At 66.2% G+C, this 12,680-nt stretch carries 13 protein-coding genes; 5 read left to right on the forward strand and 8 right to left on the reverse strand.

Going from position 1 to position 12,680, the window contains the following annotated elements; all coding sequences use genetic code 11:
* Positions 1-430: 430 nt before the first annotated feature.
* From tyrS to ACFU4Z_RS32745, 7 genes are all read right to left on the reverse strand, one after another.
* Positions 431-1,720, reverse strand: a complete 1,290-nt coding sequence (gene tyrS / locus ACFU4Z_RS32715; RefSeq protein WP_379071036.1) for a tyrosine--tRNA ligase — start codon at positions 1,718-1,720, stop codon at positions 431-433.
* Positions 1,721-1,897: 177 nt separating this feature from the next.
* A complete protein-coding gene (locus tag ACFU4Z_RS32720) occupies positions 1,898-2,329 on the reverse strand; it encodes a DoxX family protein (protein ID WP_379071039.1) in 432 nt (143 codons plus the stop codon).
* 153 nt (positions 2,330-2,482) lie between these two features.
* Entirely contained in the window at positions 2,483-3,133 is a 651-nt protein-coding gene (locus tag ACFU4Z_RS32725) for a DNA-3-methyladenine glycosylase (RefSeq protein WP_379071042.1), read from the reverse strand.
* A 99-nt stretch (positions 3,134-3,232) separates the two neighbouring features.
* The gene (locus ACFU4Z_RS32730) at positions 3,233-4,324 is read right to left on the reverse strand and encodes a low temperature requirement protein A (protein WP_379071270.1); all 1,092 of its coding nucleotides are present in this window, start codon (positions 4,322-4,324) and stop codon (positions 3,233-3,235) included.
* A gap of 99 nt (positions 4,325-4,423) precedes the next feature.
* Positions 4,424-5,314 (reverse strand): RNA polymerase sigma-70 factor, encoded by an 891-nt coding sequence (locus tag ACFU4Z_RS32735; protein WP_379071045.1) that lies wholly within the window; start codon positions 5,312-5,314, stop codon positions 4,424-4,426.
* Positions 5,315-5,405: 91 nt separating this feature from the next.
* Positions 5,406-6,578: an NAD(P)/FAD-dependent oxidoreductase gene (locus ACFU4Z_RS32740; RefSeq protein WP_379071048.1), complete on the reverse strand. Its 1,173-nt coding sequence runs from the start codon at positions 6,576-6,578 to the stop codon at positions 5,406-5,408.
* Positions 6,579-6,784: 206 nt separating this feature from the next.
* A complete protein-coding gene (locus ACFU4Z_RS32745) occupies positions 6,785-7,480 on the reverse strand; it encodes an NAD(P)-dependent oxidoreductase (protein ID WP_379071051.1) in 696 nt (231 codons plus the stop codon).
* Positions 7,481-7,582: 102 nt separating this feature from the next.
* Here ACFU4Z_RS32745 and ACFU4Z_RS32750 point away from each other — a divergent pair, with 102 nt between their 5' ends.
* The 5 genes from ACFU4Z_RS32750 (at position 7,583) to ACFU4Z_RS32770 (ending at position 12,333) form a co-directional block, all read left to right on the forward strand.
* Positions 7,583-8,071: a MarR family winged helix-turn-helix transcriptional regulator gene (locus tag ACFU4Z_RS32750; RefSeq protein WP_379071054.1), complete on the forward strand. Its 489-nt coding sequence runs from the start codon at positions 7,583-7,585 to the stop codon at positions 8,069-8,071.
* Between the two features lie 361 nt (positions 8,072-8,432).
* Positions 8,433-9,956, forward strand: a complete 1,524-nt coding sequence (locus ACFU4Z_RS32755; protein ID WP_379071057.1) for a multicopper oxidase family protein — start codon at positions 8,433-8,435, stop codon at positions 9,954-9,956.
* A gap of 162 nt (positions 9,957-10,118) precedes the next feature.
* Complete coding sequence (locus ACFU4Z_RS32760; protein ID WP_379071060.1) at positions 10,119-10,850, forward strand: ABC transporter ATP-binding protein; 732 nt, start codon at positions 10,119-10,121, stop codon at positions 10,848-10,850.
* Positions 10,847-11,641: an ABC transporter permease gene (locus tag ACFU4Z_RS32765; protein ID WP_379071063.1), complete on the forward strand. Its 795-nt coding sequence runs from the start codon at positions 10,847-10,849 to the stop codon at positions 11,639-11,641. Before ACFU4Z_RS32760 ends, ACFU4Z_RS32765 begins: the two co-directional genes overlap by 4 nt.
* 50 nt (positions 11,642-11,691) lie before the next feature.
* Positions 11,692-12,333 carry a TetR family transcriptional regulator gene (locus ACFU4Z_RS32770; RefSeq protein WP_379071066.1) on the forward strand — a complete coding sequence of 214 codons (642 nt, stop codon included), beginning with the start codon at positions 11,692-11,694 and terminating at the stop codon, positions 12,331-12,333.
* A 109-nt stretch (positions 12,334-12,442) separates the two neighbouring features.
* Here the strand turns inward: ACFU4Z_RS32770 and ACFU4Z_RS32775 are convergent, their stop codons facing one another.
* Positions 12,443-12,676 carry a Trm112 family protein gene (locus tag ACFU4Z_RS32775; RefSeq protein WP_379071069.1) on the reverse strand — a complete coding sequence of 78 codons (234 nt, stop codon included), beginning with the start codon at positions 12,674-12,676 and terminating at the stop codon, positions 12,443-12,445.
* Positions 12,677-12,680 lie beyond the last annotated feature (4 nt).

The raw sequence follows: 12,680 nt of genomic DNA on the forward strand, positions 1-12,680 counted from the left end.
TACAACCGGGGGGTATGTAAGGCCGGAACCAATTAAATAATTGGCACTGACATTCATCGACACACTATTGAGTTCTCAAAGAACACACGCACACAGTTCCTCCCCAGATTTTCTCGGGGGGCTCTCTGAGGCAACTTTTCCAGCCTAGCCAATCGTTCGGTCGGAGTCAAGTCCGCTCGCACGATCGATGTTACTGCCGGTCAGGCGCTCCTCGTCCTACCTCGTTTCCCAGGCCCTCCGCTCAGCGTTTCCGCTGTGCTTCTCGGCTCCGGGTCGGTGTCCGTGTCGCTCTGACTTGGATAAAGTTACGCGGCGGAAAACGCTACGTCAAATCGCCAAGAAGCGGAGGTGTTTCCCCAGGTCAGAGCATCTGCACCGACCTGGGAAACCGGCTCGAATTACACGGATGTGACTCAAGCCACCAAGATCTTTAAACGCCCGCCCGCTGTACACCTGCGAAGTTGCGCTTTCCCCTGCGCAGCACCAGCCACCGTCCGTGCAGGTAGTCGGCATCGGAAGGGGTCCATTCCACATCCGAGATGCGCTCGTTGTTCACCGAAGCGCCGCCTTCGTTCACCGCACGACGGGCCGCGCCACGGCTCTCGCTCAGTCCGGATGCCACCAGAAGATCGACGATCGTGCTCGGCTCCTCGGCGACAACCTCGGCGACCGTCCCCTCGACGGCGGCTTCGCGCAGCGCCGCGGCCAACGTCGCCTCGTCCAACTCACGCAGATCAGCTCGACCGAACAGTGCCTGGCTCGCCAACTGCACAGCGCGGGTGTTCGCCTCCCCGTGCACCAGGGTCGTCATCTCCTCGGCGAGTTTGCGCTGCGCCTCCCTGGCATGCGGGCGTTCGGTCGTCGCCGTCTCCAGTTCGGCCAGCTCCTCCTCGGACAGGAAGGTGAACCAGCGCAGGTAGCGAACGACGTCGGCATCGGCGGTGTTCACGAAGTACTGGTACCAGGCGTAGGGGCTGGTCATCTCGGGATCGAGCCACAGGCTGCCGCCACCGGTCGACTTACCGAACTTCTTGCCGTCGGCCGAGGTCACCAGCGGCACGGTCAGCGCGTGCACCGACGCGCTGTCGACCCTGCGGTTCAGTTCCACGCCCGCGATGATGTTGCCCCACTGGTCGGAGCCGCCGACCTGCAGCGTGCAGCCGTAGTCTCGGCGCAGCTGCAGGTAGTCGTTGGCCTGCAACAGCATGTAGCTGAACTCGGTGTAGGAGATGCCTTCGCCGTCGAGGCGCCGCTTGATGGTGTCGCGGGCCAGCATGACGTTCACCGAGAAGTGCTTACCGACGTCGCGCAGGAAATCGACGGTCGAGAGGTTGCCGGTCCATTCCATGTTGTTGACGATGACCGCGCCGGTCGGTGAATCGTCCAGGTCGACGAAACGCTCGAGCTGGGAACGGATCCGCTCGGCCCAATCCGCAACGGTGTCGGACGAGTTCATGGTCCGTTCGCCGACATCACGCGGATCGCCGATGAGGCCGGTGGCGCCGCCCGCCAACACGACCGGCCGATGGCCGGCCCGCTGGAAACGGCGCAGCGCGAGCAGCGGCACCAGGTGTCCGGCGTGCAGGCTGGGGCCGGTGGGATCGAAGCCGGCATAGAGGGTCAGCCGGTCGGCGGCCAGCGCCGAGCGCAAGGCATCCAGGTCGGTGGACTGTGCGATCAGTCCGCGCCAGGTCAGTTCATCGATGATGTCGCCGCTCACGCTGTCCCATCTTTCCGCACGGATCCCGATGCTCCGCGTTCGCCTCGGTCTCGCCGGGGCGTGCCGCGCAGGTCGAGTGGATTTCGCCGGCGTGCGCCGTACTCGGAAGACAGCGATCGGCGGACCTCGGGTCCGCCGATCGCTGTCGGATGTTCAGTTGGTCGAATCGGGTTCTGCTCAGCGGGTCAGCATCGCTCGCAGGGCCGCGATGCTCTCGCGGCGGTTCCATGCGATCCACACGAACACCGCGCACAGGACCAGCGGGAAGATCGCCATGGCCGGGGCGCCGAGTAGAAAAGCCTGGGTCGCGGCGGCACACACCATGGTGATCGACAGGCCCGCCGCGGCGGATCCGGACAGTCGCGGGATCAGCAGGCCGAGGCCGCCTGCGAGCTCGACGACGCCGGTCGCGTAGCGGAACCACTGGCCCCAACCGATCTCCGCGTACACCTCGACGGCGTAGTGCTGACCGACGAGCTTCGGTGCGGCCGAGGCGATGATGAAGAACAGGCCGAGCACGATCTGCAGGGTCCAGAGGGTGATGTTGCGCGCCCGGCTCGGCGCAACGGTGGCGGTGGCGGACTGGACGGAGTGGGCGACGATGGTCATCGGGGTGGTCCTTTGCTGAGGGCTTCGAGTCGGTGTGGCGCGCTCACCAGATAGGACGACGGCCACCGCAGAAACTCATCGCTGCCGCCGCACAATTCGCCAGCACCTGGGCTATGCCTGGCTGAGGGCCGCACGCGGCGCGGACACGATGTGTCAGTACCCGCCCGATCCGGGTCTGGAGCCCGTCTCGATCCGCGGTGCGCGTGGGCTGCGGCGGTACACCGAAACAGCAGTCGAGGCAGGCAGCCAGAATCGCCACGCCTGTTCGGCCGCCATCCTGACGCCGACGCGTGGCCCACTGGCGATCTCGGCTGCGCTCAGTGCGCGGGCTAGCTCCAGCCGAATCGGCGAGGCCGGGTCGAACAGTGGAGTTCCGTAGTCGCCCAGCGTGATTCCGAGCGCGCTACCGAGATTGCCCGGTCCCTTCGCCAGGTCGGCATCGCTACGTGCGGGCGTGCGGCGCGCGCGTGCTGTCGGCAGCCCGGCTACCACTTCCCCCGATCGGATCAGCACCGCGCTCGCGGTCCCGTCCGGCCCGCTCGTCACGTTGACGCAGGTGTGCATGCCGTAGCTGAGGTAGACGTACAGCACTCCGGCGGGCCCGAACATCACCGCATTGCGCTTGGTCCGCCCGCGTCCGGAATGCGATGCGAGGTCCGGCCACGGCCCGGTCGGATCCCCGCCGTATGCCTCCACCTCGACAATCCGCACCCCGACCGACCCCGACCAGAGGGTGGCGCCGAGCAATCGGCGCGCGGCGGCGGGCGGTTCCACAGCGAGTTCATCGGCACACACAGCGGCCATTGTCCCGAACCGGGTCGGTCCGGGCAGCCCGCGCCCCCGCACCCGACCACCGCAACTACGGCGATCATGCTTCGGCCCGGACGGATTCGGGTGCGCAGGCTAGAGGTATGCGCTGTGGTGGCCGGTGCGCAAGGTGATCAGATCGTCGGCGATCACGGCGATGTAGGCGACGCCGACGAGCGCGGCGAGCTGGGCCCATGCCACCCACGCGACGCCGATCGGGATCGTCGCCGCGACTGCCGCAGCGGCGACGAGGCGGTACCACGAACGCGGCAGGCGTAGGGCACGACGGAAGAAGAACTGCCCGAGGAAGTAGAGGGCGACACCCCCGGAGAGCGCGGCCGCGGTGGCGACGGAGGCGACCTCATTGCCGTGCGCGATGCTCATCTTGATACCCGCAGCGGTCACGATGATGCCGATCAGCAGTGGATAGAGTGCGTAGCCGTAGGCGAGGACGGCAACGGTGGAGCGCTGCCGGTCGGGTACCGCCGCGAGCGCGTGTTCGCCGCGCTCGTCATCGATGCCGAAGTACGCCCACCACAGCACATAGGCCAGCGCCAGACCGAGCGCGACATTCGCGACCAGCGCGACAGTCAATTTCTCGCCCGCCAGTCCGGCGCCGATGGCGACGACGGACTCACCGATGGCAACGATGACGACCAGACCATGCCGCTCGCAGAAGTGGCTTGCCCTGACCACGAAGTTGCCGGTGTCGACCACGTACGGGCTGAGTACCTGGACCGCGAATGCCAGTCCCCAGCATAGGTATTGGGCCCAGTCGTGCACGAAACCGCCGGCCAGTACCAGCCCGGCAGCGAGCGCGTTCAGTGGCGCGATCCGCTTGATGGCGATCGTCGCGGAGGCGCCGCCGCTCGAATAGAACATCGCCGTATGCACGGTATTGACCAGGACGTAGCCGAGGCCGAACGCGATGCCGGTGCCGTGGAAGGCGTCCGGGATCGCCAGTGCGAGCACGAAGAACCCGAACATCCCGAGCAACAGCCAGGTCCGCCGGGACGAGCTGCTCGGCGCCACTTCATTGGTGAGCCAGACGTAACCGCTGTACATCCACCAGATGACGCCGAAGAGCAGGGCCACCTGAGCCAGCGCCTGCCAGCCGGGGTGATGGGTGTACACATGGGTCAATTGGGTGATGGTGAAGACGAAGACGAGGTCGAAGAAGAGCTCCAGCGTCGAAGCCCGGACCTGTCCCCTTCCACGTTGTTGTCGGTGGTCTCGCTGGTCACCGCAAGATCGTAAGACGACTGGCGGTTTTCCGCCGCCCGTACCTCAGCCGAGGGTATCGGTCCCCATATACAGCCCCTTGAGCTTGTGCGGATTGACCTGGAAGCGGAGGTTCTGGATCCGGCCGTCGACAATGTCGTAGGTGAAGGCGGCGCCGGGGTTTCCGCCGATGAGCGCGAGTGCGCCGAGTTCGCCGTTGATGTCGGCGGATTCGAGAGTGAAACCGGCCGCGACCGGTTTGGCCAGCACGCCCAGGATCCAGCGGGCCACATGGTCGGGGCCGTGCAGTGGCCGCCGTGCCGCGGTCACCACGCCGCCGCCATCGGACCACGCGGTCACATCGGGGGCCAGCAGATCCATCAGCGCATTGAGGTCGCCGCCCGCGCACGCGGCCATGAATTGGTCGGTGATGTGCGCCCGCTCGGCCTTGTCGGTGTCGAACCGCGGACGACGGGACTGCACGTGAGCCCTGGCTCGGTGGGCGATCTGACGGACCGTTGTCTCGGGCTTGTCGAGGGTGTCGGCGATTTCGGCGTGCGAGTAGCCGAAGACCTCACGCAGCAGGAAGACCGCCCGTTCGACCGGACTCAAGGTTTCCAGCACCACCAGCATCGCAGTAGAGACGGTGTCGGCCAATTCGGTCTCCTCCGCGATATTCGGCGAAGTCAGCAGGGGCTCGGGAAGCCAAGGGCCGACGTAGGTTTCGCGGGTGGCCTTGGCAGAGGTCAGCCGGTTCAACGACAGGTTGGTCACCGTGCGGACCAGATAGGACTTGGGATATTGAACGGTCGACCGATCGGTGTCGTTCCACTTCAACCAGGTGTCCTGGAGGACGTCCTCGGCATCAGTGACGGTGCCCAGCATCCGGTAGGCGGTGGCGAACAGCAACCGCCGATGTTCGATGAAGGGATCCTGCGCCGGCGCTCGGTCAACCATTGACGGTTCCGCCTCCCCGAGTATTCAGGCCGTATAAGTCAGGTGAACCTACCGCCCGCCACGGGGTGTGCGGCGGGCGGGATGCGTGGCTTCATGCTGTCGCACGGGTGGCTTTGCCGCCCTTGGACAGCTGCGCCGACATCGTCATCTTCTTGCTCATCTTGAAGGTCGGTATCGGGCTGCTGCTGACGGTCTCCTTGTAGATCACCGCGGCACGACCGGTCAGGTAGAACCGGCCCGCGGTGTCGTCGGCCTTGGTGAACTGGATGACCGCGTCCTTCCGTCCCAGGCTGACCGGCTGATGGAAGTAGCCGAACCGGAACGGCTCGACCTTCTTGCCGCGCAGCGCCCGCGCGATGGTGTCGGCGGTGTATGCGGCGGTCGGCATGCCGGACTGGCAGGTGCCGTGGATCTGGCCCCAAGCCTGGCGCACCGCGGCAGCATCGCCGATGGCGTGAATATTCGGGTGCGACACCGACCGCAGGGTCGGGTCGACCACGATCAGACCACGCGCGTCGGTTTCGATGCCCGCCTGGGCGGCCAGCGGTGAGACACGGACACCGGTGGTCCACAGGGTCAGATCCGCGGGAACCAGTTCGCCGTTGCCCAGTTCGACCGCATCCGGCAGCACCTTGGTGACGGCATTGCCGATCTCGCGTGCGACACCGAGCCGGTCCAGCGCCTTGTTCAGGTAGGCGCGCGCCTTCTCGCCCATCATCGCGCCGGGCTCGGTGCTACTGATCAGGGTGACCTTCAACCCTGGGTGGTTCTCGGCGATTTCGGCCGCGGCCTCGATGCCGGTCAGGCCGCCGCCGCAGACCGCGACGGCGCCGCCGCCGGCTTCGGTCGCCGCGAGGCGTTCGGAGAAACGGTGCGCGGTGCGGGGATCGTTCAGGGTCCAGGCGTGGTCGGCCGCGCCGGGCACGACGCTGGTATCAGTGCTGCTGCCGAGGGCGTAGACGAGGGTGTCATAGGGCAGGGCCGCGGTGCCGTCGACGATGACTCGCTGTGCGACCGTGTCGATGGAAGTGGCCCAGCCCTGGACGAATTCGACGCCGGTGCCCGCCAGCAGGACCGGGATCCGGTGGTCGGTCAGTTCCTGGCCCGACGCGATCTGGTGCATCCGCAGCCGCTCGGTGAACCGGGCGGCTGGGTTGACCAGAGTGATCTTGGTGTCGAGCTTGCGCGTCCGCCGGGCCAGCCGCACGGCGGCGAGCATGCCGGTGTAGCCGGCGCCGAGGATGACGATCCGCTGTGTGTTCATGGCGTTTCTCCCATGGTCCGTGTCACCGGTTCGGGGTTCTCGGTTGGTGACGACCATGGGACAAACAACGGCCGCGGAACGTGACAGCTTCATGTTGTGATCCACGCCACATCATCGACGGCGGCTCGAAACCGCCTTCTATCAGCTCGAATGCGGAGGCAACCACAGCAGCTCGCGCCGCGGACGATCGATTACCACGCCCTACATCAGCCCTTGCCGAGCGCCTCGTTGCGGATCAATTGCAGCAGGCTCGGGTTATCGGTCATCGTCACGACCCCGACGATCTTGCGCACGAATCGGTCGTCGCTGACCAGCCGGAGCAGACTCGCCGCCAGATCGATGCGCGCGGTATAGCGACTGTCGGCATGCCCCTCGACCATCGTGTACTCCGTGACGGCGGGCAGTTCGTACAGCCCGCCGGGACGCACGATCGTCCACTCGAGATCGCTGGCCCGCAGCAGCGTTTCCATTCGTCGCATGTCGTCGTAGAGCGTCTTGCCCATCACCCGCACGATGTAGGGCTGCAGCACGCGATTGAAGAGGAACCCCGCATCCGAATAGGGCTTCGGGTCGACCGCACTGGACGAGACCACCCCGATGCGGCGCACGTCGTGGCGGTGCATGGCGGCCACGATGTTGCCGACCCCGGCGGAGTAGGTGGTGATCGGCTCTTTGCCGTAGGGCACGCCGAGCGTGGACAGCACGGCGTCGGCGCCCGCGACGGCCGTGTCGACCGAATCCGGTTGGTGGACATCGCCCCCGAAGACAGTGAGGCGCTCGTGGGCGATCGGGAATTCGGCCGGCCGCCGCGTGACTGCGACGACGTCGTGGCCCGCTTCGAGGGCCTGGCCGGTCAGCAGACGGCCGGTGGGACCGTTGGCTCCGAAAACGATGATGCGCATGGTGGATTTCCTTCTGCAGATGTTCGGTACGCCTGCGGCACTCGTTCATCCGAGCGTCGTATTATATGAAAACCATACCATCTATTTTGAGAGTCATACAATATGAGTGACGTAACAAAGGCGGATGCGCGGCGACACCGGCAGTCGGCACGTGTGGTCAAAGAGTCGCTTCGAGACCTGAACATCCAACTGTCACTCCTGAATCGCCAGTTCGGAGCCAAGGTCGAGCTCAAGGACGCCGACTGGAATTGCGTTGACCTGATCAACCGGCACGGCCCACTCAGCCCTGGCGCGCTGGCCAAGCTCGCCGGTCTGCACCCGGCAACCATCACCGGCGTGCTCGATCGACTGCAGCGCGGCGGCTGGATCACCCGCGAACGCGACCCCGACGCGATCGATCGCCGCGCCGTCACCGTGGCCGCGACCCGCGACCGCAATCCGGAGATCTATCGCATGCTCTCCGGCATGAACGCGCGCATGGACGACCTCTGCGAGCGGTATAGCGACGCCCAACTGGAGGTGATCGCAGACTTTCTCCGCCGCACCACCGAGGCGGGACGCGACGCGGCCGCCGAACTCACCGACGACTGAATCGCGATGAAATATCCTGTGGCTCAACAATTTCCGGTTGCCACGCGATGAGACACGGGTTCGCGGCTCGGCGATGCGTAAGCCGACGATCGTCGACGAGATCTCCGCGTTGATGATCATGCCCCGCCCGGACCAGGCGGCGCGGAAGCGGATCGACATGCAGGGCGCGTGCCCGTGCACCGAACCGGCACGGCGATCCGCGCCGAGAATGTTTCGGACACAATGGAATACGAGCACACCAGCCGTGCCGGATGTGGCAGGCACCGACAATCGGCAGGCATCGGGAATCAGGGGCAGGTCAGGGGTGAAATAGGGACGCTCCCCGATGTGTCCGGGCGGTGCGGATTCCTACTGTCGGTGCATGTCTTCGGTTTCTCGACCGCGCTGGTGGCGACGGTTGCTCATCGGCGTCGTCGCCTTCGCGACGGTATTCGTGCTCGTGGTGGGCGGCGGCGTCACCTGGGTGTATGTCAACGCGGCCGTCTCCACCGTCGGCAGCACGGAATTCCGGAACGAGCTCGCGATTCCGCCGCTGGCGCAATCGCAGCTGCGGCCGGACGGCACCCGAGTGTTCGAGCTCGATATGCGTTCAGGGCGAAAGGAATTCCGGGCCGGTCAGGCAACGGATACGTGGGGATTCAACGGCGACTACCTCGGCCCGACATTGCGGGCGAAGCGTGGCGAAAAGGTCGAGGTCCGAGTCCGCAATTCGCTACCAGAAGCCTCCACCGTGCACTGGCACGGCATGCACCTGCCCGCGGCGATGGATGGTGGCCCGCATCAGATGGTGGCGGCGGGAGCGACGTGGACACCGCAGTGGAGGATCGATCAGCCCGCCGCGACGCTCTGGTACCACCCGCACCCGCATGGCGCGACCGAGCAGCATGTGCGGCGCGGACTGGCGGGGATGTTCCTGCTCGACGACGAGATCTCCGAATCGCTTCCGCTGCCGAGCAACTATGGCATCGACGATCTGCCGGTCATTGTGCAGGACGTGAAATTCCGCGGGGCCGAGCTCGATTCGGGACACGCCCTCTTCCGTGACGTCGGGTTCCTCGGCGATCAGACAATGGTGAACGGCACTCTGACGCCGTACCGCGATGTCGGCGACGAACTCGTGCGGCTCCGATTGCTCAACGCCTCCCCCGCACGCGTCTACACCTTCGGCTTCGCCGACAGCCGCTCGTTCTCCCTCGTCGCCACCGACGGCGGACTGCTGGAACGCCCCACCGCGCTCGACCGGCTGCAGCTCTCGCCGGGCGAGCGGGCCGAGATCGTGGTGCGGGTCCGCCCCGGCGAGCGCACGATACTGCGCAGCAACAAGCTCGACGCCGGACTCGACTTCTGGACCGGCAGGTTCGCCGGCGGCGACGACTCGTTCGACGTACTCGAGCTGCGCGCGGCCGCAGCGCTGCGACCCTCGCCCGAACTGCCTGCGACACTGGCATATCCGTCCACGCCGGACGGCACCGATTCGGTACAGGAACGTCGCTTCGAGCTGAACCTGAGCGGGATCAACGGCCAGAAGATGGCGATGGACCGGATCGACCTGACCGTCACACGAGGGACTGCCGAAACCTGGATCGTGCACAACAACGACGGGATGCCGCACAACTTCCACGTCCACGATGTGCAGTATCGAGTGCTGGAGCTGAACGGCACACCGCCGTCCGCGGCGCTGACCGGACCGAAGGACACCGTCTTCCTGCCGCCCAACGCCACCGCGAAACTCGCCATGCGATTCGACGGACCCGCCGATCCGAACTCGCCGTATATGTATCACTGCCATCTGCTGTGGCACGAGGACCAGGGCATGATGGGCCAGTTTGTCGTGGTCGAGCCCGGACAATCCGCAGGCAGGCCGCCGTCGCATCACAGTCACTGACCGAGGCGCGCACCCAACCACTGGATCCGCCGGGGCAGGTCCGACACGCGTGGCGACATGCCGGACTGCGCGCACGACCAGCCGCTGTCTCTTGTCCGGACGCCCTCGTCGCGCTAAATTCATCACACAGTGAATTCAACACTCGATGAATTGAGGCGTCCCATGACGGACCTGCACTCATCCCCCGCCGTCGACGTCAGGAACCTGACGGTGAACCGAGGCGGCCGCGAAGTTCTCCACGATGTCTCACTGACGATTCCGCGCGGTTCGATCACCGGACTGCTCGGACCGTCCGGCTGCGGCAAGACCACGCTCATGCGCAGCATCGTGGGCACGCAGATCGTGGAATCAGGAGAAATCCTGGCGCTGGGGTTGCCTGCGGGCACCAGAGAACTCCGCCACCGCATCGGCTATGTGACACAGGCGCCGAGCATCTACTCCGACATCAGCGTCCGCGAGAACGTGGCGTACTTCGCCGCACTGTATGGCCGCGGCCGCGATGCCACCGACACGGCCATCACCGCGGTCGGGTTACTCGAACACGCACACCAGCGTGGCGACGAACTCTCCGGCGGCCAGCAGACCCGCGCTTCACTGGCCTGCGCGCTGGTCGCGCAGCCGGACATGCTCGTCATGGACGAACCGACCGTCGGCCTCGATCCCGTACTGCGCGTGGATCTGTGGAAGCAGTTCCACGAACTGGCCGCCGCCGGAACGACGCTGCTGGTGTCCAGCCATGTGATGGACGAGGCCGAACACTGCGACCAACTGCTGCTGATGCGTGAAGGCAGATTGCTCGCGCAACTGAGCCCGGACGAACTGCGCGCCAGAACCGACGAACAGAACCTCGAACAAGCCTTCCTCTCCTTGATCACGATGGGACAGAAGTCATGAGCGCCGTCATGGACACCACCGCGCGCCGGATGCCGACCCTGCGTCCCTATGTCGCGACGACCTCCCGCATCCTGCGCCAGCTGCGCAACGACCACCGCACCGTCGCCATGATTCTCGTGGTGCCCGCGCTGCTGATGACATTGCTGTACTTCATCTACAAGGACACCCCGAAGAACCCGCTCAATCCCGTGCCGCTGTTCGACCGCGTCGGCATCAGCATGCTGGGCATCCTGCCGTTCATCGTGATGTTCCTGATCACCGCCATCGCCATGCAGCGCGAACGCACGTCGGGCACACTGGAACGGCTGCTCACCACGCCGCTGTCGAAGATCGATCTGCTGGCCGGATACGGCTCGGCGTTCTCGGTGGCCGCGGCCGCGCAGGCGGCAGTGGCGTGCCTGGTTTCCTTCGGGCTGCTCGGCCTCAACGCCGCAGGCAGTCCGGGCTGGGTTGTGCTGATCGCAATGGTCGACGCGGTGTGCGGAGTCGCGCTCGGCCTGTTGGCAAGCGCCTTCGCCCGCACCGAATTCCAGGCGGTGCAGTTCATGCCGGTGGTGGTCGCGCCGCAGATCTTCCTGTGCGGCTTGCTCGTTCCACGCGACCAACTGCCCGGCTGGCTGGAGGCGATCAGCAATGTCATGCCGCTGAGCTATGCGGTCGATGCGCTGCAACAGGTTTCGAGCCATCCCGAGGCGACCGCCGCGATGTGGCGCGATCTGGCCGTGGTCACCGGGTTCGCTGTGGTGGCACTGTGCCTGGGCGCGGCCACCCTACGGCGGCGAACCCCGTAATGCCACGCGATAGCGTGGCAGCGGGTGATGGGGCGACGGAAGGCGATGGTGTGACGGTCGGCAACGGAACTACAGCAGGCAATGGCGAGCGCGTCACCCGCACCGGGCGCAGACCGGGACAGTCCGGCGCGCGCGAGGCGATCCTGACCTCGGCCCGGGCCCGGTTCGCCGAGGTCGGTTTCGACAAGACCTCGATCCGTGCCGTGGCCACCGACGCCGGGGTCGATCCAGCGCTCGTGCACCACTATTTCGGGACCAAGCAGCAGTTGTTCGCCGCGGTGGTCGAGCTGCCGGTGGACCCGGAGACCGTGCTGCGCATCATCGAGGCAGCGCCCCTGGATCAGCTCGGCGCGACCATCCTGCACGCGGTGGTGAGCGTGTGGGATTCCCCTGCCGGTCCCGGGGTGGTCGCGGCGGTGCGGAGCATGCTCGGCGGCAGCGATATCTCGCTGGCCAGGTCGTTCGTGCTCGACATCGTGCTCGAACGAGTCCGACTGCGGATCGCGATCCCGGACGACGACGGCCGCGCCCGCGTCGCGCTGGTCGCCACGCAGATGATCGGCGTGCTCGTCGCGCGCAAGATCCTGGAAGTGGAGCCGGTCGCCTCCATGCCCATCCCGGAGCTGGTCGCCGCCGTCGGCCCCACCCTTCAGCGCTACCTGACCGGCGAAATCGACCCCGCCACACCATAATTCCGCAAGTCAGCGATCCGTCGACCGGAATCTCTCTGGGACAGCGGCGAACCGGCGCACCGGCGAGTCCGGTGGCACCCCTCGGGGCGTGCCACCGGGTCAGCGCCTGTCAGGCGTCGGTGTGCTGACCGGTGAACACGGCGTGCTCGGCATCGGCGACGTCGCGCGCCTCGTCGATGAGCAGCACCGGAATGCCGTTCTCGATGGGGTACGCCCGGCGCAGGCGCGGGTTGTAGAGCGCGGTGGCGCCCTTGTCATCGCGGACCAACAGCAGCGGACCCTTGTCCTGCGGGCAGGCGAGCAGGCTCAGCAGTGTGGCGTCCAAGGCGGTTTCCTCCGGCATGATC

The organism is Nocardia sp. NPDC057440 (genome assembly GCF_042802915.1).
Taxonomy (GTDB): domain Bacteria; phylum Actinomycetota; class Actinomycetes; order Mycobacteriales; family Mycobacteriaceae; genus Nocardia.